Genomic DNA, 25,460 nt, shown 5'->3' on the forward strand with positions numbered 1-25,460 from the left:
TCTGAAACTGCTGCGCCAGCGCACGCCATCCACCGCCCGGGCTACCATCGACCTGAACGGGGGAGGGCTTGGGCGCGATGGAATCCGCCAGTGCATCCGGGGTCAGTGGAGCGGGCGATGGACTCGAGGCGCGACGCAACCAACGCGCGCTGCGGCTGTTGTTCGCCACCGGCGCGATCATTCTCGCGCTCGGCCTCGGCTGGAGCCTCTTCTTCTTCAGCCAGGGCGCCGGGCTGGTCGCGCTGACCGAGGCCGCGCTGGCGCTTCTGGGCATCGCCGTGATCCTCGCCGCGCGCCTGCGCCACGTGCGTGTCGCGTCGTGGATGGCCTTCCTCGGGTTGTTCGCATTCGTGTGCCTGTTCTCCGCCCGGCTCGATGTCCACACCGGCGACATCCCGCGCACGACCCATCTGTTCCTGCTGGTGCTGGCCGGCGCCGCGCATCATGTGTTCCGCAGCGAACGCGCGTGGTTGCGCTACGGGTGCGTCTGCCTGTTCCTCGGCGCATTCGTGGTCTTCGCGGCGATGCCCGAAGGCGTGCCGGCGCGCTATGCGATTCCCGATGAGCTGCGCCGCGTCGGCATCTGGATCAACCTGCTCACCGTCGTCGCGTGCCTGCTGGTCGTCATGCACCTGCAGGAGAGCGACAGCGCCGCGCATCGCGCGCTCCACCGGTCGCTGCGCGATGCGCTGGCCGCACGCCGCTTCGTGCTGTTCTACCAGCCGCAGATCGATGCCGGCGGTCGCATCGTCGGGGCCGAAGCGCTGCTGCGCTGGAACGATCCCAAACGCGGCCTGGTGCCGCCGGCCGAATTCGTGCAGGCGGCGGAAGACACCGGCTTCATCCTCCCACTCGGGCAGTGGGTGCTGGCCGAGGCCTGCCGGCAGCTGCAGGTGTGGGAGGCCGATCCGCGACTGCGCGACGTACGCCTGTCGGTCAACGTCAGCGGTCTGCAACTGCGGCAACCGGATTTCGCCGCGCAGGTGCTCGAAACCCTCGCGCGCACCGAGGTCGCGCCCGAGCGGCTGGCGCTGGAGCTGACCGAAAGCGTGCTGGTGCACGACGTGGCGGAAGCGGCCGCGTCGATGCGCGCGCTGGGCGTTGCAGGCGTTCGCCTGTCGCTGGATGACTTCGGCACCGGTTACGCCTCGCTGTCGTCGCTGCGCCGGCTGCCGTTCTCGGAGCTCAAGATCGACCGCGCTTTCGTCGCCGAGGTCGTCCGCGACGCGCACGCGGCCAGCATCACCCGCAACCTGCTGCAGCTCGGCATCGATCTGGGCTTGGACGTGATCGCCGAAGGCATCGAGGACGACGCGCAGTTCGCATTCCTGCAGGGGCAGGGCTGCCAGCTGTTCCAGGGCTATCTGTTCGGGCGTCCGATGCCGGTCGCCGCGTTCGAAACGCTGGTGCGCGACGCAGTGCCGGCGCCTGCCCGGGCGTTCACCTGATCCTACACATGGCCGTCGCAGCCTGCGCCCATCCGACGCACGGGAGGGCGGGCATGATCCGGATCACCGCGATGAAATGGGCGCCGCCGTTCGCGGCGGGGCAGGTGCGCGACCACCGCGTGCGCTGGGTGCTGCGCGAGGTGGGCTGGCCCTACGAGGTGCGCCTGCTCGACGCGCCGGGCATGAAATCCGCCGAGTACCGCCGCGCGCAACCTTTCGGCCAGGTGCCGGTACTCGAAGAAGACGGCCGGCCGCCGCTGTTCGAATCCGGCGCGGTGGTGCTGGATGTCGCGACGCGCGCGGGACAGCTGTTGCCGGCCGATCCCGGCGAGCGCGCACTCGCGACCTGCTGGGTCATCGCGGCGCTGAACTCGATCGAGCCGTATCTGATGAACGTCGCCGAGGTCGCGTATTTCACCAAGGACCCCGCGCAAAAAGCCGCGCGTCGCCCGGTCGTCGAGGAGGCCGCGCGCACGCGCCTGCGCGAACTGCAGGACGCGCTGGGCACGCGGACGTGGATCGTCGGTGACGACTTTTCGGTCGCCGATCTGATGCTGTCGTCGGTGCTGAAGATCGCGCATCGGCTGGAACTGCTCGATGGTCTCGAGGCGCTTCAGGCCTACACCGCGCGCTGCTGGGAACGGCCGGCGCATCGCGAGGCGATCGCCGAGCAATGCGCGACGATCGATGCGCACCAGCTGCAGGACATGCATTACGAGGCGCTGAAACAGAAGCGAGCCTGATCCAAAAATCGGGCCGGTTCTCGCCGCAGTCAGTGCCCGGCCGCGTCCAGACCCATCTGCCAGAAGTCGGCTTCCAGGCGCGAGGCCTTGCCGAACAGCGCGGCGAGTTCGTCGAAGCGACCCGGACCGAGATAACGCGCACCCAGATCGTCGAGATGGCGCGACGCATTCGCCGCGACCGCCTGATAGGCGTCACCGGCGTACTCGCCGATCCATTCGCGATACGGATGTTCGTTGAGCGCGTCGACACCCGCGGGCGCCAGTGCACGTCCGATCTCCGCGTAGCCGAGCACGCAAGGCGCCAGTGCGACATGCAGATCGAGCAGGTCGCCGGACATGCCGCAATCGAGCACGAAACGGGTGTAGGCGACTGTGGCCTGATGCTCCGGCGCGGCCTCGATGTCGGCTGGCGACAGGCCCCAGCGTTCGCACAGCCGCACGTGCAGATCGAGTTCGACGTCGACGATCGCCGACAGCCCGTCCTTGGCCGCGCGCAGATCAGCCAGCGTGCGGCTCTTGTAGGCGGCCAGCGCATTCGCGCGCGCGAACTGGATCAGGAACAGGTAGTCCTGCACCAGATACGTGCGGAACGCGGCTTCGGGCAGCGTGCCGTCGCCCATGCCGCGCACGAACGCGTGATCGACATAGCTTGTCCACTCGCTCGGTGCCGCAGCCTTGAGTCGTTCGAACAGCGACATCAGGCGGTGCGTTCCGCATAGGCGGCATCGAAGAACGCGAGCTCGAGATCGACCGCGCGCTGGAAGAAATCCTGCGCGAGCGCGGCATCGTCGGGCCCGACGCGGTCGAGTTCGGCCCGCAGGAACGCGACGAACTCCACGAACATCGGATTGTCGTGCAGCGTGACCCACTCGGCGTGGACGAAGTGCGTCGGCAGCGGGCGTGGCACGCGCTGCGCCCAGTCGAGATACAGGCCTTCGGCGACGTTGAGTACGGCGAGCGTGGCGGCGTAGGAACGCGTCGCCGCAGCCTCGCGCATGATCGCCTTGAAGCCGGCAGTCGGCGCGGTATCCGGCGCGCGGGTGCGCGTGTCGGCGTCGACGCCCAGCGCGTCGAAGGCGCGCAGGAAATACGTGTTCTCTTCGCCGCAGACCATGCCGGTGAAACGGCCGAGTACCAGTCGCGATTCGAAGGAATCGCTGCTGGCGATCGCCGCGCCCAGCAGCACGAGGAAACTGTCGAGGAAGCGATGGTCCTGGATCAGATAGGCCGCCATCACATCGTCGGCAATGCGGCCTTCACCGAGTTCCGTCACGAAGCGGTGTTCGACGGCGCGGGTCCAGGTGGCCTCGCAGGACTGGCGCAGGGATTCGCTGAAACGCAGGCTCATGACAACTCCGGGGCAGGGCGCGACAGGCGCGGAGGGCGGCGGGCGCTGCGGCGTGCCGCGTGTCGCTGGCGAGGCGTGATTGTGGTGCAGCGTGGCGCTTGCGTCCAAGTCGCGCTGCTGCGCTCAGGGCGTGACGGGCGTGGCCGGTCGCGCGGCAGCCGAGCGGCGGGCGCGCCGGATCAGGCCGTGGATGTAGGCCATCTTCTCGACCACGGGCGGCGCGATCACGAAGGGATAGATGTCCGGATGACCCATCGTGCGGTTGAGGCTGTTGATTGCCCAGGTCAGTGGCAACCAGGCATCGACGAGGCGCTGGATGTCGGCAACGCGATGCGGATCGAACGACAGATCGGTTTCCATCGACGGATCGTCGGCGACGTCCGGTGCGATGCGGATGCCGAATGCCGACGCCATCTCCAGCGTGTCGACGATGTGCAGGTAGTGCGCCCAGGTCTCGGCCCAGTCTTCCCAGGGATGCATCGTCGCGTACGGGCTGACGTGTGCGGCCTGCCAGTCGTTGGGCGCGCCGTGGTCGTAGTAGCGCTGCAGGGCGTCGCCGTAGCTCTGGCGGTCGTCCCCGAACAGCGCACGGCAACGCGCGAGTTCGTCCTCGCCGGCGTCGCGCACCAGCCGGTCCCAGTAGTAGTGCCCGATCTCGTGGCGGAAATGGCCGAGAAGCGTGCGATACAGCTCGCCCATCGCGATGCGCGTGGCCTCGCGCGCGGCGTCATCGGCTTCGGCGAGCGCGATCGTGATGTGGCCGTTGTCGTGGCCGGTCATGACCTTGGGGCCGGTCTTCGGGTCGGCCAGGAAATCGAAGGACAGCGGCTGCGGGTCGCCGCTGCCCGGCGCGGGCGTCGGGAGTTGCAGGCGCAGCAGCGTGTAGAAGAGGCGTCGCTTGGCGACTTCGATCTTCTGCCAGTCGGCCAGACGTTCGGCATCGCCCAGATTGGGGATCGTACGGTTGTGCCGGCACGCGAGGCAGTAGCCGTTCGGATCGCTGGTCGGCAGCAGCCAGTTGCAGGCCGAATGCGTGGCGTTACGGCAGAACTTGAAGCGCGCGCCGGGCCGCGCAGGCGTGACCCACTCGCCGGCGTCGAGGTCCAGCGCTTCGAGCGTCAGCGTCTGCGGCAGAAAGCCCAGAGTCTTGCCGCAACGCAGACATGCGGTGTTCTCGAAATACAGCACCTGCTCGCAATGCGAGCACTTGAACAGTTGCATGGCAGGGTCGCTCCGGGATCAGGCCGCGTGGCCGAGATCGTCGTCGAACGTGCGAGCGGCAGGACACTCCAGATCCGCCCACACGCGCAGCGACAAGGTGCGCAGCGGACGATAGCTGGTCAGGAACGCCACGTCGGCGGCGTCGCGTCCATGCGCGATCACCACGCGTCCGCCGCGCGGGGCGGACTGGGTGGCGTCGAAGGTGTACCACGTGCCGCCGAGGTAGGCCTCGAACCAGGCATGCATGTCCATCGGCTTGAGGTCGTGCAACCAGCCCACGACCATGCGCGCGGGGATGTCGAGCGCGCGACACAGGGTGATGCCGACATGGGCGAAGTCGCGGCAGACACCGGCGCCGTGCGCCAGGGTGTCCTGCGCATCGGTGCTCGCATTGCTGACGCCGTAGCGATACTCGAGATGCGCGGCGATCCAGCGACGGATTGCCTCGGCCTGGGCGTAACCCGGCGCGGCACCACCGACGACGTTGCGCGCCTGTTCCCACATCGCGCTGCGGTCGGACGGGCAGTAACGGCTGGGCAGCAGGAACTGCAGGGTATCGGCCGGCAGCGCGCCGGGATCGATCGCAGGCGCGTTGGGCGCCACCTTGATATCGGGCGTCGTGTCGACGGTGGTGTCGATCCGCACGCGGGTCAGGCCCTTCGGCACGACGAAGCGCTGGCAGCGGTTGCCGAAGCTGTCGACGTGCTCGTCGAATCCGTGGCTGCGCTCGAAACCCGAACGATCGTTGATGCGCCACTTCGCGACGCCGTCGCGCGGGCGCAGCATCGCGATGACCGGGCTGGCGGTATCGGTTTCGATCGAGAGTTCGCAGCCGGCCTGGACACGCATTGCGGGGGGATCTTCCTTGGAGGTGCGCCAAAGTAGGCGCGGGGTCGTGCAGCGGACGTGGAGAGCGCCGGTTCAACCGGCGCACGACACGCAGCGGAACACAGGGATGTGACCGTCGATCGCGGACGGCGAGGGAGCGCGTGCAGTGCTGGAACGCGCGCGTACGAAAAAGCCGGCGCTCGGGCCGGCTTTCTCGCACACGCGTGGTGTCTGGTGGGCGGTACAGGGATTGAACCTGTGACCCTTGCCGTGTGAAGGCAATGCTCTACCGCTGAGCTAACCGCCCGGATCGTTCGGAGGGGCGGGCAAACTGCCTGGGCCGTCTCCGCAGCGCTGGACCCGCAAGGGGTGGCGCGATCGGGACGCGAATTCTACGGGTGATTCGGGTTGGCGACAAGCGGGTGTTGCGGGTGGATTGCGGGACGAGGTGCTACGCAATCGGCGGTATGACGAAAAAACCGGAACCCGTCATCCCGGCGTACGCCGGGATCCAGCGCCTTCACGCGGTCAGGAATCAGTTGCGCTCCTAGCCGGAGTCGCTGGGCCCCGGCCTGCGCCGGGGCGACGGGCTCTGATGTGGCTGCCAGGTGTGCGCGGTCGCGGTCTTTGACCAATCATTAAAGCGACGAAGGCCATCACTCGATCTGTTCCGCCGCGTACGCCGCGTCCAGCGCTTCCATCGCATCGGCCGGCTTCAGCCCGGCCGCTCTCTCGTACGCGGCAGCCGCAGCGGCTTCTTTCTTGGCGCCATGCAGGAGCATCAGCACGTTGCCGTGCTCGATATGGGCGATCGGGGACTGCGGGGTGAGCTTGAGTGCGGTCGCGATGTGCGACTCGGCCTCGGCCGCCTTCGCGCCGTAGGTGAGGCCGCCGATCATCGCGCCGATCTTGTCGATGATCTCGGCGTGGTAGAGAGCCAGCGCGGTATGCGCTTCTGCGTGTTTGGGCGCGAGCTTGAGCGCGGTGTGCAGCGAGTCGCGGACCTTGCCGGCGATGCCCTGCTTGAGCGCCTTGGCGATGCTCAGGCCCTGGCTGTAGCGGCCCAGCGCGTAGGCGCGGCGGTAGTGGCTGTTGGCGTCGTCGGGCAACGCGGCGATCGCGGTCTCGGCGATCGCGGCTGCCTGTTCGTAGCGCTTGAGCTGTTCGACCTCGGAGCTCACCAGGTGCGTGGCATGGATGCCCAGCGCCTTGACCGCCACCGAAGCGCCGACAGGCCCGAGCGCACTGCCCGCATCGAATGCGGTCTTGAAATCGCCGGCATGGAACGTGCGCCAGGCATCCTGCAACGCGGTCGCGAGCGCAGCGGCGTCGAGGCCTTTGGGCGCGACCTTGCCGGCGGCGTCGATCAACACCTGTGCGCGCTTCGTATCGGGGAAGGGTTCGGCATCACCGGCGTGCAGCCGCGGCCAGGCTTTCTTCAAGGCGTCGCCGGGATACTCGAATGCGTCGGACGGGTGGGGAAAGGGCCCCCATGCGGACTTGGCCATCGTGGTCTCTCGAAGTGGCGCGGTCGCGCCGTCAGTGGGTATAGGCCTTGACCAGCGCGTTGAGGTGCACGCGCTCGGCATCGCGCAGTGCGGGCGAGAGCAGCATCATCACCTGCACGATGCCCTCGCGGATCGCGACCTGCTCGTCGCGGTCGCCGCGCGTGGCGCTGTAGTTGAGCCAGAACGTGGCGACGACGATCAGGTTCGTCGCCGCCGCATCGATCTCGGCGGGTGATGCGCGCAGGATGCCGGCGCGTGCCAGTCCGGCGATCACCGCATGCGCGCGTTCGCTGGCGCGGCGCAGGATGCGCGAGAACCGCACGCGCAGACGGCGGTTGCGGCTGAGAATTTCGAGCAGATCGCGATAAAGGAAGCGGTAATCCCAGATGCACTCGAACACCAGGTGCAGCTGCAGCCAGATGTCTTCCAGCTCCGGCAGGCGTCCATCGGGCACCACGAGCGCATCGTCCATGCGGGCTTCGTAGCCCGCGAACAGCTGCTCGATGATGTCGTCCTTGTTGCGGAAGTGGTAGTAGAGATTGCCTGGGCTGATGTCCAGCTCGTCAGCAATGTGATTCGTCGTCACCCGCGGCTCGCCCTGGGTGTTGAACATCGCGAGTGCGCAATCGAGGATGCGTTGCCGGGTATCGCGTGCCATCGAGGCGCCGGTCAGCCGGCGAGTGTGTCGACCAGCGCGATGTACTGCTGCATAGCAGCATCCCGCTGCGTGCCGGCGAGCTTGCCCCAGGCCTCGTACTTGGCCGTGCCGACGAAGTCGAAGAAGCCCGGCTTCGGTCCACGCACGTCGCCTTCCGATCCCTGCTTGTACAGCGCATAGAGCCGCAGCAGCGTGTCGTTGTCGGGTCGTGCGTCGAGTGCCTGTACGCGTTGCGCGGCCGCTTCGAACGCCTGCGTCACATCGGACATCGTGGAGCCTCCCGGGAGCCGGTCGCCATCACAGCATCGTCGTCGCAGGGAATCAACCGCGGTCGATTGTGGGCCGTCGTCGGCTCTGGCACCGTAGCCACGGGAACGACGCCCGGCACCGTGGCGGCGTGGAGGGATGCGATGGCTTACTTCGTGACCGGTGCGACCGGCTTCATCGGGCGTCACCTCGTGGGCAACCTGCTCAAGCGCAAGGGCACGATCCACGTGCTGATCCGCAAGGACTCGCGGAAGAAATTCGATGCACTCGCGCGCGACCTCGGTTGGGACGCCAAGCGCTTCATCGTGGTCGAAGGCGACATGACGGCCGAACGTTGCGGCGTTTCCACCGCGCAACTGCGGGCGCTCAAGGGCAAGGTGAAGCACTTCTTCCATCTCGCCGCGCTGTACGACCTGGCCGCGTCGCTCGAGGCGCAGCGCACCGCCAACATCGACGGCACCCAGCACGCGCTCGATCTCGCTGCTGCGCTCGAAGCAGGATGTTTCCACCACACGAGTTCGATCGCCGCCGCGGGCCTGTATCCGGGCATCTTCCGCGAGGACATGTACGCCGAGGCCGAAGGGCTCGACGATCCCTACCTGCGTACCAAGCACGAGTCCGAGGGGCTGGTGCGGCGCGAGACACGAATCAAGTGGCGCATCTACCGACCGGCGATGGTGGTCGGCCATTCGAAGACCGGCGCGATCGACAAGATCGACGGGCCGTACTACTTCTTCACCCTGATCAAGAAGCTGCGCGACGTGTTTCCGCCGTGGATGCCGATGCTCGGTATCGAGGGCGGACGCATCAATATCGTGCCGGTGGATTTCGTCGCCGATGCGATGGATCACATCGCGCACAAGCCGCGACTCGACGGCCACACGTTCCATCTCACCGATCCGGAACCGCTGCGCGTGGGCGAGGTGTTGAACCTGTTCTGCCGCGCCGGCCATGCGCCGGAGATGACGATGCGTCTCGACGCGCGGATGTTCGCGTTCGTGCCGCCGTCGATCCGTGGCGCGGTGGGTGCGTTGCCGCCGGTGCGGCGCTTCGTCGGCATGCTGCTGCGCGATTTCCGCATCCCGAAGCAGGTGATGAAGTTCATCACCTATCCCACGCGTTTCGACAACCGCGAGGCGGAACGCGCATTGCGCGGCAGCGGCATCGAAGTGCCGAAGCTCGAGGATTACGCCTGGCGCCTCTGGGATTACTGGGAGCGCCACCTCGACCCGGATCTCTTTATCGACCGCACGCTCAAAGGCAAGGTGCGCAACAAGGTCGTGGTGATCACGGGTGGCTCGTCGGGCATCGGTCTGGCGACCGCGCAACGCGTGGCCGAAGCAGGCGCGGTGACGGTGATCGTCGCGCGCCGTGAGGACGAGCTGTTCGCCGCGCGCGATGCGATGAAGGCGGCTGGCGGCAAGGTGTTCGCCTACACGGCCGATCTCGCCGATCTGGCCGACTGCGATCGTCTGGTGCAGCAGGTGCTGACCGAGCACGGGCACGTCGACGTGCTGATCAACAACGCCGGCCGTTCGATCCGGCGTTCGATCGAACTGAGCTACGACCGCTTCCATGATTTCGAGCGCACGATGCAGCTCAACTACTTCGGCAGCCTGCGCCTGATCATGGGGTTCATGCCGACGATGACGAAGCGCCGCAAGGGCCACGTCATCAACATCAGTTCGATCGGCGTGCTGGCGAACTCACCGCGTTTCTCGGCGTATGTGGCGTCGAAGGCGGCGCTCGATGCGTTCAGCCGCTGCGCGCAGGGCGAGCTGTCGGGCAAGGGCATCAGCTTCACCACGATCAACATGCCGCTGGTCGCCACGCCGATGATCGCGCCGACGAAGATGTACGACAGCGTGCCGACATTGACGCCTGACGAGGCAGCCGGGCTGCTGGTCAAGGCGATCATCGAAAAGCCCAGCCGCATCACGACGCGCCTGGGCGTGTTCGCGGCGCTGGTCAACGCGGTCGCGCCGAAGGCTTACGAGATCGTCATGAGCACGGCGTTCGAACTGTTCCCGGATTCGGCTGCGTCGAAGGGTGACCGCTCGGCGCTGCGCGACGAGACGCCGAGCCAGGAACAGATCGCGTTCGCCGCGATGATGCGCGGCGTGCACTGGTAACGCCGCAGGCAGTGCCGGCGCTTCAGAAGCTCCGGCACTGCAGGAAGCGGGTCTGCTGCCCGCTGTCAGCTGGCGGCGTGAGCTGCAGACGTGACGAGGTCAGGTCGGGATGGCGCAGCACCAGCGCGCAGATCGCATCGACGCTGGCCTGATCGTCGACCCGGGCGACGAAGACCTGCAATGTCGAGCCGGTCGCCCAGATCGCACGGTCGACGTCGGGCAGGGTCCCGAGCGCACGTGACAGATCGCTCCGCTGGGTTTCGATCGGCGCATGCGGCGGCGCTTCGATGCGGACTGGCGCCGCAGGCGCAGTTCCGGTCGACGGCGTCGCAGCGGTTGCGTTCGCAGCAGGCGCGGCATCCGGCATCGCCAGAAACACGGCCACGCCGGCCAGCAGCGCGAACAGCCAGCCGAGCAGCACGCGCTGGCGGGCCACGGCGCCGGTCTTCGCGCGGATCGCGTCGAGTTCGCCGGCCGGCATCAGATCGCGCAGTTCCGGCCACAGTTTGGCCCCGTCGAGCAGTTCGATGCGTTGCTTGCCGGCCGCGCCGCGGGCCTCGGCGTCGATCTTGCCCTGCGTCACCAGCAGGCCGCCGGCCGCGCTCTTGAGCAGCACTTCGCTCGACAGCGCCTGCACCGCATTGCGGCCCAGCACGTAGGTCGAGGCGTGCTTGCACGACAGCAGCCAGCGCGCGCCTTCGCGTTCGAGCATGTAGTCGCGGTCGCCGGACACATCTTCCAGATCCACCACCTGCACGTAGCCGCGACGGCGCAGCGCCTGCAGCACCATGCCGATGAAGCCTCGCCATGAGATCGCCGACAGCGCGACGATGCCCGCCGCGGCTTCGTCGCGGCGACGCTGGAAGGTCAGGAAATAGAACGAGGCCGCACATCCGATGGCGATCGCCACTCCGATTGCGGCGATCCACTGCGTGGTCATGCCGGTGTCCGTGTCCGCTTGCAGGGCGGCAGGATACCCGAGCGCAGGACCGGATCAGCGTCGAGATCGAACAGGACTGGATGCAGAAGCCCTCCCCCGCAAGCGGGGGAGGGTTGGGCGGGGGCAAGCCATCAGAGCTGGAAACAAAAATTGCCGCGGGAATGCGCCAACAATCTCGTAGCCGGGCCAATGCCGACCCGAGATCAGCCCGCGTTCGCCACCTTCTTCGCCGCGCGCTTGGCCGGCGTCTTCGCCGTCTTCGTGGCCGCCTTGCGCGGTGCTGCCTTCTTCGCAGGGGCCTTCTTGGCGGACGCTTTCTTCGCGGGTGCCTTTGTCGCCTTGCGAGCCGGCGCGGACTTCCTGGCCTGCAACGCCGCGGTCAATGCATCGACGCGCTTGCTGAGCGACTGCACATCGTCACGGCCCGGCACGCCGAGCTTGACCAGCGCACGCTGCACGCGGTCCTCGAACACCTTCTCGAGACGATCCCAGGTGTCAGCCGCGCGATCGCGGGTCTGGCCGACGCCGGTCTCCACCGCGTTGCGCACCGTGCCCGCACGCGTATTCGCGTAGGCGCGCGCGGTCTTCTCCAGACCCGCGCCTTCCTTCATCAGGCCATCGAACAGGCGCGTACCTTCGGCCTGCGCGCGACCGAACGCGCCGACGCCGGCCAGCCAGATCTGCTGCGCGGATTCGCTGATCGACTTCGACAGTGCTTCGCCGCTGGCGGCATCGCCCTTGGCGGGCCTGGAACGCGGTGCGGACTTCTTGGTGGCTTTCTTCGCGGTCTTCTTGAACGTGGCCATCGGTGTCTCCGGACGTGGTGGACAGGACGATCGCAGCCTCATGCGGCGATCTGGAGGTTTCACACCAGCGCTCAGCGCGGTGGCGTGTCGATCAGGCGTTCGACATCGTCGAGCGCGCGGTGCAGGCGTGCGGTGGTTTCAGTGCGCCGCGTACGCCGCGGCGGCAGGCCATCGAGCAGGGTGCGGTCGACGTCGGCAAGGATCTCCGGACGCAGTCCGATGCCGTGCGCGCCGAGGACCGGTTCGAGTTCGGCCGCGCGGTTGCGCAGGTCGTCCAGCGTCTGCCGGTACCCGAGCGCGCACACGCGATGGCGCGTGGAGAAGCTGAAGGCGTTGAGGAAGAACAGTTCCGAAGCGCCGTCGCCGGGCTCGAACACCAACTGGTCGACATCCGGGTACTGCTGCGCGTACTTCGCCAGTCCGACCTGCATGCGCGACTGCAGCAGGGTGCGGAAGGTCTGCGACAGCACGGCCGGCAGGCCGCCGTCGGTCAGCGGCCGGCTGCGGCGCTTGCGTCGCGCGGTACCCGCCGGGCGATCGGTGTAGGGCACCAGCGGGTTGAGGCCCAGCATCAGATCGATGTCGCGTTCCAGCAGCACCGACGCATGCATCGTGCGGCGCAGCGCGCCATCGACGTAGTCGCGGCCGCCGATGCGCACCGGCGGGTACAGGCCGGGCAGGGCAGCGCTGGCCTGCACGGCGCGCGAGATCGGCACGTTGGCCAGATCGCCGCTGCCGAACAGCGCAGCTTCGCCACTGTCGAGATCGACCGCGACCACATGCAACGCCGCGTCGAGCGCACGGAAATCGTTGCTGCGGCCGCGCCGCGAGAACACTTCGGCGAGGAAACGCTCGACGCCGCGGTTGTCGAACACGCCGGTCGGCACCACGCCGCCGAACAGCGCGGCGCGCGTGGCGCCGGGCAGCAGACCGCGGCTCCAGTCCATCGCCAGACGGGGCAGGCCGGCGATGCGGCGTGCATATTCGCCGAACGCGGGCCGCAGGAAGTCTTCGGCGCGGAATTCCAGATCGTCGCTGTCGCCGGTGATAAAGGCGCGGCACATTTCCTCGACATCGAGCCGGTTGGCCAGACCCGCAGCGAGAAACGCGCCGCTGCTGATGCCCACGTAGCTGTCGAGCCGGGTCAGATCGAGACCGTCGAGCGCCTCGTCGAGAGCACGCAGCGCGCCGAGTTCGTACATGCCGCCGATCGGCCCACCGCCGGCGATGGCGAGGCCGATCTTCGGTGCGCGCGTCGAGGCGCGGGGGCGACGGTGCCGGGCGGGATGCAACGACAGCATGGCGAGGCCTGCAGGAGGGTCCGTCCGAGTCTAGCCAGCCGGTGTTGAAGGATTGCTCCAGACGCCGCCAGCGTCGAAGATGCGCCGATGACGGCATCCGACATTTCCGCCCGCCTCGCGCGACGGCTGGCGTGGCATCAGGCCCTGCACGACCCGGACTACGATCCGCGCGCCCGCTCGCACTGGCTGGCCGAACTCCGCCGCTGGCAGGCCGCACGCCTGCGCGTGAGCTTCGCGCACTTCCTCGAAGACCCGACGCGCGCGCCCGCCGCGAACTTCTTCCTCGGCGACGTCTACGGCGATCGCGACTTCACCCGGCGCGATGCCGACATCGCCCGGATCCTGCCGACGATGCGCCGGCTGTTGCCGGCGCGGTTGCTGGAGACGGTGTCGGACGCGATCGAACTCGGTGCGTTGAGCCAGGCGCTGGACCTGCACATGGTCGAAGCACTGCAACGCCTGGCGCCGCGGCGCCGCAAGCTCGACGACGCGCTGTACGCCGAGGCGTACCGCGACGTGGGCCGCGCGGGGCTGCGCCGGCGTCAGGTGCGGCTGATCGGCCGCGTGGGTCGCGGCTTCGGCAAGGCCTTGAAGATGCGCGGCGTGTCCGCGCTGCTGGCGTTCTCTCGCGGTCCGGCCCGGCTCGCGGGTCTGACCGAACTGCAGGGCTTCCTGGAACGCGGCTATGGCGCGTTCGAAGCGCTGGGCGATCCGGACGCGTTCGTCGCCGAGATCGAGCGCGACGAGGGCGAGGTGTCGCGGCGTCTGTTCGCCGGACACCCCGCGCCGTACGCGCTCGACGACTAGATCAGAACTTCTCGGACAGCACCCGGCGGATCTCGGCCTCGATCGGCCCCTGCATGGCCGACAGCAGGAAGCCCAGCTTCGCGGTCACGTGCAGGCTCTGCGGCAGCAGCGCGATCGCGCCGTCGACGCCCGAGCGGCTGAAGTTCAGCGTGTCGCCGTCCCAGCCGTACTTCATGTCGAAGCGCTCGGAGAGCTTCTTGGCGACGGCTTCGACCGCGGTGCGGGCCTTGGCCGGCGGCAGCGAGTGGGGATGGGTGATGTCGATACCAGCCATGCGAGGCTCCGCGGGTTGTCGTGGACGCGCATTGTGCGTCGAGCGGGCGCCGTGACCAAGTGACGGCGCGTGCAGCCGCGCGGCCTCGTGCTAGATTGCCGCCGCATGACTGCGCTCAAGCTGCGATTCCCCACGCCCGACGAACCCGAACTGCCGCTCGACATCGGCGTGCACGGCATCGGCCGTGGCCGCGCGGGCGCATTGACGCCGGTGTCCGACGGCAGTGAGCCGAGCGTGCGCTTCTGTGTCGATCGCCGCGGCGTCTGGCTCACGGTCACCGAAGGCGTGCAGGGGGTGCACGTCAACGGCCGCCAGGTGCGGCGTATGGCGATGCTGCGCACCGGTGATGCGATCTTCGTCGACGGCCACGAGCTGCGGCTGGTGTCGACGACGCCCGTCGCGGCCATCGCGCCTGCAGAGGATCTCGATGACGCGGATGGCAGCGATGCCGATCCCCGCACTGTGCTGCGCGGCGTCGGCGGTCGCTATCACGGCCGCAGCTTCACCCTCGACCGGCCGCGTCTGGTCGGCCGTCATGCCGAAGCCGACATCCGCATCGACGAGCCCGGGTTCGCCGATCGCCACGCGCGTCTGGAACGCGTCGGCGGCTTCGTACGGCTGACCGATCTCGGCTCGGCCGACGGCAGCGTGGTCAATGGCGAACCGACCCGCGACGCGGTGCTGCAGGCCGGCGACCAGGTCGTATTCGACGCGCACCACCGCTTCGTCGTCGAAGCGCCTGCGCGCGCCGGCCACAGCGCCGGCTACGACCGTGCACCCGAACCGCAGGCGCTGGTGGACGCGTCGCCGGAGCGGCGTGGTGGCGGCCTGCCGTTGCCGTGGCTGTTGCTCGCCGCGGTGGTACTGGCAGGCTTGCTCAGCGCACTGCTGCTGTTCGGCGCGGCCTGATTCCAGGGACACGGAGGACCGATATGGGAAGTTTCAGCATCTGGCACTGGCTGATCATCCTCGGCGTACTGGCGGTGCCGGTCTTCGTCGTTGGTGTCATCGTCTGGGCGTTGCGACGTGGGCGCCGGCAGCGCTAGCCAGCCGCCGCTTCTGCACCGCCTTCCACACCCGCCAGCCCAGCAGCACCGCGAGAATGCCCGCGTACAGCGCCGGCTCGCGCCAGTCCGATTTCACGATCCACCAGAAATGCAGAACCGCAAGCGCGGCGATCGGATAGATCGCCTTGTGCAGCTGCCCCCACTTGCGACCCAGACGCCGCATCCAGCCCTTGGTCGACGTGACCGCGAGTGGCACCAGCAGCAGCCACGCGAGGAAGCCCACGGTAATGAACGGACGCTTCGCGATTTCGGTCGCGACCTGCGACAGGTCGCCGACCAGATCCAGCGCCAGCCACACGCCAAAGTGCACGCTGGCGTAGACGAACGCATACAGGCCGAGCATGCGCCGGAACCGCAGCGCAGCGGTCCAGCCGGTGATCTGGCGCAGGGGCGTGATCGCCAGCGTGATCAGCAGCAGGCGCAGCGCGCCGATGCCGAGCTCGTGTTCGATCGCGACCACCGGCTCGGCGCCGAGCACATCGACGTTCGCGCCGCCCAATACCTGCCACACGCGCCAGCCCAGCCACGCCAGCGGCGCCAGACACAGCAGGTGTACCAGCGCCTTGGCAGCAATGATCGCCGCCGGTGTCGCCGGCCGGGCCGGTCGAGCCGCCGGTGCGGCCTTCAGTACCACTTGCGCAGATCCATGCCCGAGTAGAGCGACGCCACCTGGTCGGCATAGCCATTGAACGGTCGCGTGTCGATGCGGTTGGCGAGCAGGCGGTTGCCGCTGCCGGCGATACGCCGCTCGGTCTTCTGGCTCCAGCGCGGATGGTCGACCGCCGGATTGACGTTGCTGAAGAAGCCGTATTCCGACGGCTGCAGATCGTTCCACGCGGTGCTGGGCATACGCTCGACGAAGCGGATGCCGACGATCGACTTGATGCTCTTGAAGCCGTACTTCCACGGCACGACCAGTCGCAGCGGCGCGCCGTTCTGCTGCGGCAGCGCCTTGCCGTACAGGCCGGTGGCGAGGAAGGCGAGCGGGTTCATGGCCTCGTCGATGCGCAGGCCTTCGCGGTAGGGCCAATTGATCGAGCGGAAACGCAGGCCGGGCATCTGTTCGCGATCGGCGAGCGTGGTGAACGCCACGTACTTCGCATTGGCGTTAGGCTCGAACTTGCGCAGCACCGAGGCCAGCGGCACGCCGCTCCACGGGATCACCATCGACCAGCCCTCGACGCAGCGCAGCCGGTAGATGCGTTCCTCGTTGGCGACGCCGCGCAGCAGGTCCTCGAACGACACGCGTCCGGGCTTGGCGCACTCGCCGCCGACCTCGACCGTCCACGGCGAGGTGCGCAATGTCTTCGCCGCGCTCGACGGATCGCCCTTACCGGTGCCGAACTCGTAGAAGTTGTTGTAGCTGGTGATGTCCTCGACGCGCGTCAGCGGCTCGTCGGTGCGGAAACCGCTGCGTGCCTGCGCGGGCGTGACCCGCGTGGTCGACGCCGGCGGCGGCTCGGCTTCGGCGCAGCCGGCGAGGGTAAGCGCAGGCGCGGTGGCCATCAGCGCCAGCAGGCGTCGCCGGTCCCGATAGACGGTTTCGTCGGTGACTTCGGACTCCCGGATCCGCAACGCATCGCGCAATGACATGTGGGACTCCTCGGCGCGGCGCGCCTGTTGTGGACCAGTGACATACGTTGCCAGCGCAACCATCGGATGCACGTCAAACTGTTGCGCTGCGGCATACTTGCCGGCCCCGAAATCCGTTCCGTGGAGTGTTCAATGGCGCGTGCTTACAACTTTGCCCCGGGACCGGCGGCCCTGCCTGAAAGTGTGCTGAAACAGGCGCAGGCGGACATGCTGGAGTGGGGTGATGCCGGCGCGTCGATCGTCGAGATGAGCCACCGCGGACCGGAGTTCATGGAGGTCGCCACACGCGCCGAAGCCGATCTTCGCACGCTGCTCGGTGTGCCCGATGACTACGCCGTGCTGTTCCTCCCGGGCGGCGCGACGACGGCCCAGGCGCTGCTACCGCTGAACTTCGCGAACCAGGGCGACACGGTCGATTACGTCGTCACCGGCCACTGGGGCAAGACCGCGCTCAAGCAGCTCACCCCGGCGGTGTCGGTGAACATTGCCGCGAGCGGCGAGGCCGACGGTTACCGGACGATTCCCGCGCGCGACTCCTGGCGGCTGACGCCGGGCGCGGCCTATGTGCACATCACCGCGAACGAGACCATCCACGGCGTCGAGTACCGGCCGGCCTGGGGCGAAACCGCGCCCGACACCGGCGACGTGCCGTTGTTCGCCGATTTCAGTTCCAGCATCGCGTCGGAGCCGATCGACATCTCGCGCTACGGCGTGATCTACGCCGGCGCGCAGAAGAATCTCGGGCCGGTCGGCATCTCGGTGGTCATCGTTCGCCGCGAATTGCTCGAGCGTGCCGGCATGCCGCGCGCCGACGTCTTCAATTACAGCTCGCAGCTCGCCAACGACTCGATGCTCAACACGCCGCCGACCTGGAACTGGTACGTGGCCGGTCTCGTATTCCGCTGGATGCTCGACGAGGGCGGCACCGTGGCATTCAACCGCCGCAGCGACGAGAAAGCTGCGCTGCTCTACGGCGCGATCGACGGCTCGGGCGGCTTCTATCGCAACGACATCGATGCCGCCGTGCGCTCGCGCATGAACGTGCCGTTCTTCCTCGCCGACGAAGCGCGCAATACCGCCTTCCTCGACGGCGCGCGCGAGGCCGGACTGATCGGCCTCAAGGGCCACCGCGTGCTCGGCGGCATGCGCGCGTCCATCTACAACGCGATGCCGGTCGACGGCGTCCGCAGCCTCGTTGCCTACATGCAGGATTTCCAGAAGACCCATGGCTGATTCGAAGAAGAAGACCCCGGTGGCCGCACAGGCGAAGAAGCCGGCGGCTGCGAAGGTCGACGCGGTGAAGGCCGCTCCTACCGCAAGCGTCGCCAGGCCCGATCTCGACGCGGTCCGCGCGCAGATCGACGGCATCGACCACCAGATCCAGACGCTGATCGCCGAGCGCGCGCAGTTCGCGCGCCAGGTCGGCAAGGCCAAGGGCAAGCTCGCCGCGGCCGTCGACTATTACCGGCCCGAGCGCGAGGCGCAGGTGCTGCGCCGTGTCGTCGACCGTAACGACGGCCCGCTGTCGGATACCGAACTCGTGCGCCTGTTCCGCGAGATCATGTCGGCGTGTCTCGCGCAGCAGGAACCGCTGAAGATCGGCTACCTCGGGCCGGAAGGCACGTTCTCGCAGCAGGCCGTGCACAAGCAGTTCGGCCATTCGGCCAAGGGCCTGCCGCTGGCGAGCATCGAGGAGGTGTTCGACGAGGTCGCTGCCGGCAACGCCGATTTCGGCGTGGTGCCGGTGGAGAATTCGGGGCAGGGCACGATCCAGTCGACGCTCGACATGTTCCTGACCTCGCCGCTGAAGATCTGCGGTGAAGTGGAACTCCGCGTGCACCAGTACCTGCTGTCGCGCACCGGTCGCATCGAGGACATCGAGCGCGTGTATTCGCATGGCCTGTCGCTCGCGCAATGCAAGCAATGGCTGCGCGAGAACCTGCCGGGCGTCGAAAAGCACGCGGTGGTCAGCAATGCCGAAGCCGTGCGCCGTGCCAAGAAGTCCGACGACGCGGCGGCGATCGCCGGCGAGAACGCCGCGCACGTCTACGGCATGCAGGTGCTCGCAGGTCCGATCGAAGACCGCAGCGACAACACCACGCGCTTCCTGGTGATCGGTCGGGGCGCGTTCCCGACCTCGGGCAACGACCGCACCTCGCTGATGGTCTTCATCCGCGACCAGCCGGGCGCGCTGTACCGCATCCTCGAACCGTTGGCACGTCGCGACATCAGCATGAACCGCATCGAGTCGCGCCCCGCGCATGGTGCGCTGTGGCAGTACGCGTTCTTCATCGAGGTCAACGGCCACGTCGACGAGTCGCCGCTGAAGGACGCGCTGGGTGAGATCGACGCGTTCGCCGGCGAGGTGCGCGTGCTCGGGTCCTACCCGGTCGCCGTGCCGTGAGCGAGGCGTCGTGGATCGCGGCGCCGGGTGCGCCGCTGCGCGGTGAAGTGCGGGTGCCGGGCGACAAGTCGGTCTCGCACCGCGCGATCATGCTGGCCGCGCTCGCCGACGGCACCTCGCGCATTGAAGGCTTTCTCGAAGGCGAGGACGCACGCGCGACCGAGGCGATCTTCCGCAGCCTCGGCGTCGCGATCGACACGCCGGCGCCGGGTATCCGCGTCGTGCACGGCGTAGGCATCGATGGCCTGCGCGCCGCCGACGGCCCGCTCGACTGCGGCAATGCCGGCACCGGCATGCGTCTGATCGCCGGCCTGCTCGCGGGTCAGGTGTTCGACAGCACGCTGGTCGGCGATGCGTCGCTGTCGAAGCGCCCGATGCGTCGCGTCACCGAACCGCTGGCGCAGATGGGTGCGCGCATCGACACCGGCGAAGGTGGCGTGCCGCCGCTGCACATCCACGGTGGCACCCCGCTGACCGGCATCGAATTCGACAACGTGCTCGCCAGCGCGCAGGTGAAATCCTGCCTGCTGCTCGCGGGTCTGTACGCGGATGGCGAGACCGTTGTGCACGAAACCCGTCCGACACGCGATTACACCGAACGCATGCTCGCCGCGTTCGGCTGGCCGATCGAATTCGCGCCGGGCATCGCGCGTCTCAGCGGCGGTCATCGCCTGCGCGCGACGGACGTGCGCGTACCGGCGGACTTCTCGTCGGCCGCATTCTTCCTCGTCGCCGCGTCGATCGTGCCCGGTTCCGATCTGCTGCTGCGCCGTGTCGGCATGAATCCGCGTCGCACCGGCCTGCTGCATGTGTTGCGCCTGATGGGCGCGGACATCGTCGAATCCGATTCGGGCGAGGAGGGTGGCGAGCCGGTGGCCGACCTCCGTGTGCGCTCCGCACCGCTGCACGGCATCGATGTGCCTGAGCAACACGTGCCGGACATGATCGACGAGTTCCCGGCGCTGTTCATCGCCGCGGCCTGTGCATCGGGCGTGACCCGGGTGACCGGCGCGCACGAACTGCGGGTCAAGGAATCGGACCGCATCGCGACGATGGCCGCAGGCCTGCGGGCGCTCGATGTCGAGATCGAAGAAGCGCCCGATGGCGCGACGATCACCGGACGCGCGGATGGCGTCGGCGGTGGTTGCGTCGACAGCCATGGCGACCACCGCATCGCGATGTCGTTCGCGATCGCCGGTCAGCGCTCGCGCGGAGAGGTCGTCATCGGCGACACCGCGAATGTCGCGACTTCGTTTCCGGGGTTTCTGGAGCTGGCGGAGACCGCAGGATTCGCGCTGCGCAACGGTTGACCGCACGCGTGTTCGCATACCGGACTGTCCAGAGAAGAACGCCCGCATCCGAAAGATGCGGGCGTTCTGCGTTCAGCGCATTTCGAACTGCCTGGATCAGCCCGCATCCTGCAGCGTGAACTCGATCGGCACGCGGACCGCGCTCGCGGTCGGCTTGCCGCTCTTGATCGCCGGCTCGAACTTCCAGTCGCGCACCGCCTGCTGCGCGGCGCGATCGAGATCACGCGAACCGCTGCGCTTCTCCACGGTCACGTCGGTGGCGTTGCCGTTCGCGTCCACCTGCACCAGCAGGATCAGCGACCCTTCCTCGCGGCTGCGTGCTGCGGCCGGCGGATATGGAATCTCCGGCTGCGCGACCGGGCGTGCCTCGCGATCGGCGGGACGTGCGGGCGTCGTATCCGCACGCGGCGTGGTGCGGGTCGCGGGCTCGCGTTCGGCGGGCGGGGCGGCCGGATCGTCGATGACCGGCGTCGGCGGCAGCTCTGGCGCGTCAGTGGTACCGCGCTGGGTCAGCGCATACCAGCCGAGTGCGACGAGGACGACGAGCAACAGGATCCACACGAGCGGGCTGGAGCCCTTGCGCGGCGGGTCCTGCGGCGGGGGATCGATGGGACGCTGCACCGGGTCGTTCATGGCCGCACCTCCTTACCTGAATGGGTGCGGCGAGCGTCCCACGCAGGATGTGGACGCGATGTGCAGTGCAAAACCGCCGCGGTCAGCCGCCTTCGGGCGCGAACGAGAACGGAATCCGCAACTCGCCGGCGACCGGCTGGCCGTCGCGCATCGCCGGTTCGAAGCGCCAGCGACGCACTGCGGAGACGGCCGCGCGATCGAGACGGCGATGCTGGCTGCTGCTGACGACATCGACGCCATCGACGCGACCGTCCGCGCCGACCTTGACCAGCAACAACACATCGCCTCGCTCGCCACGTCGCATCGATGCGCGTGGATATTCGGGCTGCTGGGTAGAGACCGGACGCGGCACGCTGGTCGGCAGATCGGTGGCCGCCGTCGTGACCGGCGCCGCGGGCGCCTGGTCCACGGGCGCTGCGACAGGCGCGGGCGCCGGCGCGGTCTGCGGCACGTGCGCATCGATACGTACCGGCGTGCGCGTGTCCTGCGGGCTGGCGTAATCGAAGCCCCGGTCGGTACTGCCGGCGGCGGGCAACGGCGCGGGCAGGGGCGTCATCGCACGGTCGCCGGCCACTGCAGAAGTGTCTTCGCCGTCGCCAGCGGCATCTGTCGACGGACGCGCCAGCCACAGCACCGCGAACAGCAGCACACCTGCGACGCAGCCCCCGACCACGAACCACCACGCGCGCCCGCTCGGCATCACGTCGCGCACGGTGCGGCGCAAGCGGACGGACAAAGGCGGAGACGAAGCGGACATGGCGGGCTCCTCGACGTGGCGCCGCATTCTTGCACACGCCTTCGCGCCTACTGTTCGGCACGCGGACGCAGCGGGCGCGTCCTGCGGGAATCCGGGCGATAATGCGGATTCCGTTATCGATAAGCCGAAGCCCCGCCATGCTCGATCCCAGCCTCCTGCGCCAGCACGTCACCGATACCGCCGCGCGCCTGCGCGAGAGCCGCGGGTTCGAACTGCCGGTGTCGCGGATCGAATCGCTGGAAGCCGAACGCAAGCAGATCCAGGTGCGCACGCAGGAACTGCAGAATCTGCGCAACACGCGCAGCAAGGCGATCGGTCAGGCCAAGGCCAAGGGCGAGGATGTCGCACCGCTGTTGGCGGAAGTCGCCGGTTTCGGTGACGAACTCAAGATCAGCGAATCGCGTCTGGTCGAGATCCAGGCCGACATCGAGGCGATCGTGCTCGGTGTGCCGAACCTGCCCGATGCCGGCGTGCCGGTGGGCCGCGACGAATCCGACAACGTCGAGCAGTCGCGTTGGGGTACGCCGCGCGCGTTCGATTTCGAAGTCCGCGACCACGTCGCGCTCGGCGAACGCCACGGCTGGCTCGACGCCGAGACCGCGGCCAAGCTCAGCGGCGCGCGTTTCACCGTGCTGCGCGGCAAGCTCGCGCGCCTGCATCGCGCGCTCGCGCAGTTCATGCTCGATCTGCACACCAACGAGCATGGCTACGAAGAAACCAGCGTGCCGCTGATCGTCAATGCCGACACGATGCGTGGCACCGGCCAGCTGCCGAAGTTCGAGGACGACCTGTTCGCGACACCGTTCGGCGACGAGACGCGGTATTTGATTCCGACTGCCGAAGTACCGCTGACCAACATCGTGCGCGACACCATCGTCGAGGCCGATCGCCTGCCGCTGCGTATGAGCGCGCACTCGCTGTGCTTCCGCTCCGAGGCCGGCAGCCACGGCCGCGACACGCGCGGCATGATCCGCCAGCACCAGTTTGAGAAGGTTGAAATGGTGTCGATCGTTCGGCCCGAGGACAGCGACGCCGAACTCGAGCGCATGACCCGTTGCGCCGAGACCGTGCTCGAGAAGCTCGGTCTGCCGTACCGCAAACTGCTGCTGTGCACCGGCGACATGGGCTTTGCCGCGCGCCGCACTTACGACCTCGAAGTCTGGCTGCCGTCGCAGGAAACCTATCGCGAGATTTCCTCGTGCTCGAACACCGGCGACTTCCAGGCTCGCCGCATGCAGGCGCGCTGGCGCAATCCCGAGTCGGGCAAGCCGGAGCCGGTGCACACGCTCAACGGTTCCGGTCTCGCGGTCGGCCGCACGCTGATCGCGGTGATGGAGAACTACCAGCAGGCCGAGGGTTCGATCGAAGTGCCCGAGGCGCTGCGCGGCTACATGGGCGGGCTCACGCGCATCGATTGATAGGCAACAAGACCTGCGTCCTATTTGGAACGAATGGCAGTGATAGGCGCCGTCTGTTGCGAAATTGGAATAAAGGTGATGGAATATCGCGGATTGTTCTGATAGCGAGGTTCCCCCACATGCAGGATCTCAATGATCTGTACTACTTCGCGATGGTCGTCGAGCACGGTGGCTTCGCGGCCGCTGAGCGTGCACTCGGCATTCCGAAGTCGCGCCTGAGCCGCCGTATCAGTCAGCTCGAAACCGAGCTGGGCGTGCGTCTGCTGCAGCGCTCCACGCGTCGCTTCGCGGTCACCGATGTCGGCCAGAGCGTGTTTCGCCACGCGCAGTCGATGCTCGCCGAGGCCACGGCCGCACGTGAGGTCGTCGACCGCCTCAGCGCCGAGCCGCGCGGACTCGTGCGCGTCAGCGTGCCGGTAAGCATTGCCCAGCAGTCGATTCCGCAGATGCTGCCCGAGTTCCTCGCGCGCTATCCGCAGGTGCGCGTGCAGTTGCACGTCAGCAACCGCCGCGTCGACGTCATCAACGAGGGTTTCGATGTCGCGGTGCGCGTGCGCTCCAAGCTCGACGACGACGGCAGCCTGGTGATGCGCAGCTTCGGCCAGATCCAGGAACTGCTGGTCGCCAGCCCCGGTTATCTCGACCGCATGGGCCGGCCTAAGGATCCCGACGAGCTCGACCAACACACGACGATGAGCATGGGCGAGGACGAAGTGAAGCAGCGCTGGGACCTGCAGGCCAACGACGGCACCACGCGTCGCGTGGAACTCAAGCCGCGCGTCGCAGGTTTCGATTTCCCGATGCTGATGGCGCTGGCCAAGCAGGGCCTCGGCATCACGATGCTGCCCGAAACCCTGTGCGCCGAAGCCGTGCGCAACGGCGAACTCGAAGTCGTGCTGCCCGACTGGCACCTGCCCCAAGGCATCGCTCATGCCGTGTTCGCCTCGCGTCGCGGTCTGCTGCCGGCGGTGCGCGTCTTCATCGACTTCCTCGCCGAAAAGCTGCCGCCGCTGATCGAAGCCTCCAGCCTCGACTGCCGCAACTGCGAGAAGAAGCCGATGCCCGGCGCCATCCCGCCACCGCGTATCTCCACCGCCGCGGTGCGTGCGACAATGGCGTAGTCGCGCGACGCCACGCGATCACGCGTGGCGTTTGCTTCGACGGTCAGCGGCGCTGGTGATGAAGCGAGACACATCGGAGAGATGGCCGAGTGGTTTAAGGCAGCGGTCTTGAAAACCGCCGAAGGGTCAAACCTTCCGTGGGTTCGAATCCCACTCTCTCCGCCAACTACGTCCCGCACTGCATACGCGACGTTGCTGCAGCTGCATCTGGTGACCCGTTTGGCCTCTTCTCTTGTCCCGTCTGTTGCCGCCGCGCGGTGACGGTGACTGCTGCTTTGCCAATCGGTGCTTGTGTTCTGCCGCCGCTAGAATGCGCACAGGACAATCTGCAGCTCAGGAGGAGCGACATGAAGCGCACGAAATCAGTGTGGATCGCGATCGCCGTAATAGGTGCGATCGGAGCAGGTATTGCGTGGAACGAGATGCGTCTTGGATTTGATGCCGCGCGCGCATCGCATGCATCGCCGGTCGCGGCGCCATCCAACCCGCCGGCCGAGTCATCCGCGTCGACGATCGCATCGGCACCCACCCGGGATTCACGGCCGCCCGTTACTGGCGTCGATCAAAGCCGGACTGTGTCAGCAGAGCAGGGCGCCTCTGCCGCGAACGCGAAATTCCTGCTCGCGCGTGCGCTGGTGCTCGATCACCTGCGCGACCCATCCACGGCCGAGTTCCGCAATGAGCGGGCACTTCAGGGCGGCGAGATCGTGTGCATGGAGGTCAATTCGAAGGATGGTTTCGGTGGCGATGTCGGCTACACGCAGGCCGTGGTGATTTCGCGGCCCGGCGTCGCGCCGGTCGTCTGGGTCGACGACGCGCGCCAGAACGTCGCGCGCGCGGCATGCGAAACGGCCTGACAGAGTCTTGTAGCCCACT

26 protein-coding genes and 2 tRNA genes are annotated in these 25,460 nt (G+C 67.8%); 12 read left to right on the plus strand and 16 right to left on the minus strand.

From position 1 onward, the window contains the following. Nucleotides 1-77 precede the first annotated feature (77 nt). Together LU699_RS16945 and LU699_RS16950 are read left to right on the plus strand one after the other, a co-directional pair. Nucleotides 78-1,448, plus strand: coding sequence for a putative bifunctional diguanylate cyclase/phosphodiesterase (locus LU699_RS16945; RefSeq protein WP_232135613.1), 1,371 nt, complete (start codon nucleotides 78-80; stop codon nucleotides 1,446-1,448). A 53-nt stretch (nucleotides 1,449-1,501) separates the two neighbouring features. Continuing rightward, nucleotides 1,502-2,191 carry a glutathione S-transferase family protein gene (locus LU699_RS16950; protein ID WP_232135611.1) on the plus strand — a complete coding sequence of 230 codons (690 nt, stop codon included), beginning with the start codon at nucleotides 1,502-1,504 and terminating at the stop codon, nucleotides 2,189-2,191. 29 nt (nucleotides 2,192-2,220) lie between these two features. On the opposite strand, the gene LU699_RS16955 is transcribed toward LU699_RS16950, so the two are convergent. The 8 genes from LU699_RS16955 to LU699_RS16990 all read right to left on the minus strand — a co-directional run bounded on the left by LU699_RS16955 (nucleotide 2,221) and on the right by LU699_RS16990 (nucleotide 8,023). Next, nucleotides 2,221-2,889, minus strand: a complete 669-nt coding sequence (locus tag LU699_RS16955) for a TenA family protein (RefSeq protein WP_232135609.1) — start codon at nucleotides 2,887-2,889, stop codon at nucleotides 2,221-2,223. Next, on the minus strand, nucleotides 2,889-3,539 hold the full coding sequence (locus LU699_RS16960) for a TenA family protein (RefSeq protein WP_232135607.1): 651 nt from the start codon (nucleotides 3,537-3,539) through the stop codon (nucleotides 2,889-2,891). The genes LU699_RS16955 and LU699_RS16960 overlap by 1 nt, the downstream gene beginning before the upstream one ends. 123 nt (nucleotides 3,540-3,662) lie before the next feature. After that, the gene (locus LU699_RS16965) at nucleotides 3,663-4,760 is read right to left on the minus strand and encodes a zinc-binding metallopeptidase family protein (protein ID WP_232135605.1); all 1,098 of its coding nucleotides are present in this window, start codon (nucleotides 4,758-4,760) and stop codon (nucleotides 3,663-3,665) included. 18 nt (nucleotides 4,761-4,778) lie between these two features. Continuing rightward, entirely contained in the window at nucleotides 4,779-5,609 is an 831-nt protein-coding gene (locus LU699_RS16970; RefSeq protein WP_232135604.1) for a transglutaminase family protein, read from the minus strand. A 211-nt stretch (nucleotides 5,610-5,820) separates the two neighbouring features. Next, a tRNA-Val gene (locus LU699_RS16975) sits at nucleotides 5,821-5,895 on the minus strand. A 349-nt stretch (nucleotides 5,896-6,244) separates the two neighbouring features. Further along, nucleotides 6,245-7,096: a hypothetical protein gene (locus LU699_RS16980; RefSeq protein WP_232135601.1), complete on the minus strand. Its 852-nt coding sequence runs from the start codon at nucleotides 7,094-7,096 to the stop codon at nucleotides 6,245-6,247. Nucleotides 7,097-7,127: 31 nt separating this feature from the next. Continuing rightward, nucleotides 7,128-7,754: a TetR/AcrR family transcriptional regulator gene (locus tag LU699_RS16985; RefSeq protein WP_232580304.1), complete on the minus strand. Its 627-nt coding sequence runs from the start codon at nucleotides 7,752-7,754 to the stop codon at nucleotides 7,128-7,130. Between the two features lie 11 nt (nucleotides 7,755-7,765). Beyond that, nucleotides 7,766-8,023, minus strand: a complete 258-nt coding sequence (locus tag LU699_RS16990) for an acyl-CoA-binding protein (RefSeq protein WP_232135597.1) — start codon at nucleotides 8,021-8,023, stop codon at nucleotides 7,766-7,768. A 141-nt stretch (nucleotides 8,024-8,164) separates the two neighbouring features. On the opposite strand from LU699_RS16990, the gene LU699_RS16995 reads away from it, so the two are divergent. After that, nucleotides 8,165-10,153 carry an SDR family oxidoreductase gene (locus LU699_RS16995; protein ID WP_232135595.1) on the plus strand — a complete coding sequence of 663 codons (1,989 nt, stop codon included), beginning with the start codon at nucleotides 8,165-8,167 and terminating at the stop codon, nucleotides 10,151-10,153. A 22-nt stretch (nucleotides 10,154-10,175) separates the two neighbouring features. On the opposite strand, the gene LU699_RS17000 is transcribed toward LU699_RS16995, so the two are convergent. The 3 genes from LU699_RS17000 to LU699_RS17010 form a co-directional block, all read right to left on the minus strand. Continuing rightward, nucleotides 10,176-11,093, minus strand: a complete 918-nt coding sequence (locus LU699_RS17000; RefSeq protein WP_232135593.1) for a restriction endonuclease — start codon at nucleotides 11,091-11,093, stop codon at nucleotides 10,176-10,178. 203 nt (nucleotides 11,094-11,296) lie between these two features. Then, entirely contained in the window at nucleotides 11,297-11,899 is a 603-nt protein-coding gene (locus LU699_RS17005) for a phasin family protein (protein WP_232135591.1), read from the minus strand. A gap of 71 nt (nucleotides 11,900-11,970) precedes the next feature. Further along, a complete protein-coding gene (locus LU699_RS17010; protein ID WP_232135589.1) occupies nucleotides 11,971-13,200 on the minus strand; it encodes a patatin-like phospholipase family protein in 1,230 nt (409 codons plus the stop codon). 87 nt (nucleotides 13,201-13,287) lie between these two features. Here LU699_RS17010 and LU699_RS17015 point away from each other — a divergent pair, with 87 nt between their 5' ends. After that, entirely contained in the window at nucleotides 13,288-14,007 is a 720-nt protein-coding gene (locus tag LU699_RS17015; RefSeq protein WP_232135588.1) for a DUF8198 family protein, read from the plus strand. A gap of 1 nt (nucleotide 14,008) precedes the next feature. Here the strand turns inward: LU699_RS17015 and LU699_RS17020 are convergent, their stop codons facing one another. Then, on the minus strand, nucleotides 14,009-14,281 hold the full coding sequence (locus LU699_RS17020; RefSeq protein ID WP_232135586.1) for a polyhydroxyalkanoic acid system family protein: 273 nt from the start codon (nucleotides 14,279-14,281) through the stop codon (nucleotides 14,009-14,011). A gap of 105 nt (nucleotides 14,282-14,386) precedes the next feature. On the opposite strand from LU699_RS17020, the gene LU699_RS17025 reads away from it, so the two are divergent. Continuing rightward, nucleotides 14,387-15,190: an FHA domain-containing protein gene (locus LU699_RS17025; protein WP_232135583.1), complete on the plus strand. Its 804-nt coding sequence runs from the start codon at nucleotides 14,387-14,389 to the stop codon at nucleotides 15,188-15,190. Nucleotides 15,191-15,286: 96 nt separating this feature from the next. Here the strand turns inward: LU699_RS17025 and LU699_RS17030 are convergent, their stop codons facing one another. Continuing rightward, nucleotides 15,287-15,976 carry a protein-methionine-sulfoxide reductase heme-binding subunit MsrQ gene (locus tag LU699_RS17030; protein WP_232136164.1) on the minus strand — a complete coding sequence of 230 codons (690 nt, stop codon included), beginning with the start codon at nucleotides 15,974-15,976 and terminating at the stop codon, nucleotides 15,287-15,289. Next, the gene (gene msrP, locus LU699_RS17035) at nucleotides 15,973-16,941 is read right to left on the minus strand and encodes a protein-methionine-sulfoxide reductase catalytic subunit MsrP (RefSeq protein ID WP_232149691.1); all 969 of its coding nucleotides are present in this window, start codon (nucleotides 16,939-16,941) and stop codon (nucleotides 15,973-15,975) included. Before msrP ends, LU699_RS17030 begins: the two co-directional genes overlap by 4 nt. 132 nt (nucleotides 16,942-17,073) lie before the next feature. Between msrP and serC the strand changes: the two genes are divergently transcribed. The 3 genes from serC to aroA are packed head-to-tail and all read left to right on the plus strand — an operon-like array spanning nucleotide 17,074 to nucleotide 20,655. Beyond that, nucleotides 17,074-18,174, plus strand: a complete 1,101-nt coding sequence (serC, locus tag LU699_RS17040; protein WP_232135579.1) for a phosphoserine transaminase — start codon at nucleotides 17,074-17,076, stop codon at nucleotides 18,172-18,174. Beyond that, nucleotides 18,167-19,345, plus strand: a complete 1,179-nt coding sequence (gene pheA, locus LU699_RS17045) for a prephenate dehydratase (RefSeq protein WP_232135577.1) — start codon at nucleotides 18,167-18,169, stop codon at nucleotides 19,343-19,345. Before serC ends, pheA begins: the two co-directional genes overlap by 8 nt. Beyond that, entirely contained in the window at nucleotides 19,342-20,655 is a 1,314-nt protein-coding gene (gene aroA, locus LU699_RS17050) for a 3-phosphoshikimate 1-carboxyvinyltransferase (protein ID WP_232135575.1), read from the plus strand. Before pheA ends, aroA begins: the two co-directional genes overlap by 4 nt. A gap of 96 nt (nucleotides 20,656-20,751) precedes the next feature. Here aroA and LU699_RS17055 read toward each other — a convergent pair whose 3' ends face one another. Both LU699_RS17055 and LU699_RS17060 read right to left on the minus strand, forming a co-directional pair. Further along, on the minus strand, nucleotides 20,752-21,288 hold the full coding sequence (locus LU699_RS17055; RefSeq protein ID WP_232135573.1) for an energy transducer TonB: 537 nt from the start codon (nucleotides 21,286-21,288) through the stop codon (nucleotides 20,752-20,754). Nucleotides 21,289-21,370: 82 nt separating this feature from the next. Continuing rightward, nucleotides 21,371-22,045, minus strand: a complete 675-nt coding sequence (locus LU699_RS17060) for an energy transducer TonB (protein WP_232135571.1) — start codon at nucleotides 22,043-22,045, stop codon at nucleotides 21,371-21,373. A 137-nt stretch (nucleotides 22,046-22,182) separates the two neighbouring features. Here LU699_RS17060 and serS point away from each other — a divergent pair, with 137 nt between their 5' ends. The 4 genes from serS (at nucleotide 22,183) to LU699_RS17080 (ending at nucleotide 25,441) form a co-directional block, all read left to right on the plus strand. Continuing rightward, complete coding sequence (gene serS / locus LU699_RS17065; RefSeq protein ID WP_232135569.1) at nucleotides 22,183-23,463, plus strand: serine--tRNA ligase; 1,281 nt, start codon at nucleotides 22,183-22,185, stop codon at nucleotides 23,461-23,463. Nucleotides 23,464-23,582: 119 nt separating this feature from the next. Next, on the plus strand, nucleotides 23,583-24,584 hold the full coding sequence (locus tag LU699_RS17070) for a LysR family transcriptional regulator (protein WP_232135567.1): 1,002 nt from the start codon (nucleotides 23,583-23,585) through the stop codon (nucleotides 24,582-24,584). 75 nt (nucleotides 24,585-24,659) lie between these two features. Continuing rightward, nucleotides 24,660-24,749 (plus strand) — tRNA-Ser (locus tag LU699_RS17075). A gap of 182 nt (nucleotides 24,750-24,931) precedes the next feature. Continuing rightward, on the plus strand, nucleotides 24,932-25,441 hold the full coding sequence (locus tag LU699_RS17080) for a hypothetical protein (protein WP_232135462.1): 510 nt from the start codon (nucleotides 24,932-24,934) through the stop codon (nucleotides 25,439-25,441). Nucleotides 25,442-25,460: the final 19 nt, after the last annotated feature.

The organism is Luteimonas fraxinea (genome assembly GCF_021233355.1).
In the GTDB taxonomy this organism is placed as follows: Bacteria; Pseudomonadota; Gammaproteobacteria; order Xanthomonadales; family Xanthomonadaceae; genus Luteimonas; species Luteimonas fraxinea.

Coding starts and splice junctions, on each gene's coding strand:
- LU699_RS16945 (WP_232135613.1), top strand. CDS start 78: ATGGAATCCGCCAGTGCATCCGGGGTCAGTGGAGCGGGCGATGGACTC.
- LU699_RS16950 (WP_232135611.1), top strand. CDS start 1,502: ATGATCCGGATCACCGCGATGAAATGGGCGCCGCCGTTCGCGGCGGGG.
- LU699_RS16955 (WP_232135609.1), bottom strand. CDS start 2,889: ATGTCGCTGTTCGAACGACTCAAGGCTGCGGCACCGAGCGAGTGGACA.
- LU699_RS16960 (WP_232135607.1), bottom strand. CDS start 3,539: ATGAGCCTGCGTTTCAGCGAATCCCTGCGCCAGTCCTGCGAGGCCACC.
- LU699_RS16965 (WP_232135605.1), bottom strand. CDS start 4,760: ATGCAACTGTTCAAGTGCTCGCATTGCGAGCAGGTGCTGTATTTCGAG.
- LU699_RS16970 (WP_232135604.1), bottom strand. CDS start 5,609: ATGCGTGTCCAGGCCGGCTGCGAACTCTCGATCGAAACCGATACCGCC.
- LU699_RS16980 (WP_232135601.1), bottom strand. CDS start 7,096: ATGGCCAAGTCCGCATGGGGGCCCTTTCCCCACCCGTCCGACGCATTC.
- LU699_RS16985 (WP_232580304.1), bottom strand. CDS start 7,754: ATGGCACGCGATACCCGGCAACGCATCCTCGATTGCGCACTCGCGATG.
- LU699_RS16990 (WP_232135597.1), bottom strand. CDS start 8,023: ATGTCCGATGTGACGCAGGCGTTCGAAGCGGCCGCGCAACGCGTACAG.
- LU699_RS16995 (WP_232135595.1), top strand. CDS start 8,165: ATGGCTTACTTCGTGACCGGTGCGACCGGCTTCATCGGGCGTCACCTC.
- LU699_RS17000 (WP_232135593.1), bottom strand. CDS start 11,093: ATGACCACGCAGTGGATCGCCGCAATCGGAGTGGCGATCGCCATCGGA.
- LU699_RS17005 (WP_232135591.1), bottom strand. CDS start 11,899: ATGGCCACGTTCAAGAAGACCGCGAAGAAAGCCACCAAGAAGTCCGCA.
- LU699_RS17010 (WP_232135589.1), bottom strand. CDS start 13,200: ATGCTGTCGTTGCATCCCGCCCGGCACCGTCGCCCCCGCGCCTCGACG.
- LU699_RS17015 (WP_232135588.1), top strand. CDS start 13,288: ATGACGGCATCCGACATTTCCGCCCGCCTCGCGCGACGGCTGGCGTGG.
- LU699_RS17020 (WP_232135586.1), bottom strand. CDS start 14,281: ATGGCTGGTATCGACATCACCCATCCCCACTCGCTGCCGCCGGCCAAG.
- LU699_RS17025 (WP_232135583.1), top strand. CDS start 14,387: ATGACTGCGCTCAAGCTGCGATTCCCCACGCCCGACGAACCCGAACTG.
- msrP (WP_232149691.1), bottom strand. CDS start 16,941: ATGTCATTGCGCGATGCGTTGCGGATCCGGGAGTCCGAAGTCACCGAC.
- serC (WP_232135579.1), top strand. CDS start 17,074: ATGGCGCGTGCTTACAACTTTGCCCCGGGACCGGCGGCCCTGCCTGAA.
- pheA (WP_232135577.1), top strand. CDS start 18,167: ATGGCTGATTCGAAGAAGAAGACCCCGGTGGCCGCACAGGCGAAGAAG.
- LU699_RS17055 (WP_232135573.1), bottom strand. CDS start 21,288: ATGAACGACCCGGTGCAGCGTCCCATCGATCCCCCGCCGCAGGACCCG.
- LU699_RS17060 (WP_232135571.1), bottom strand. CDS start 22,045: ATGTCCGCTTCGTCTCCGCCTTTGTCCGTCCGCTTGCGCCGCACCGTG.
- serS (WP_232135569.1), top strand. CDS start 22,183: ATGCTCGATCCCAGCCTCCTGCGCCAGCACGTCACCGATACCGCCGCG.
- LU699_RS17070 (WP_232135567.1), top strand. CDS start 23,583: ATGCAGGATCTCAATGATCTGTACTACTTCGCGATGGTCGTCGAGCAC.
- LU699_RS17080 (WP_232135462.1), top strand. CDS start 24,932: ATGAAGCGCACGAAATCAGTGTGGATCGCGATCGCCGTAATAGGTGCG.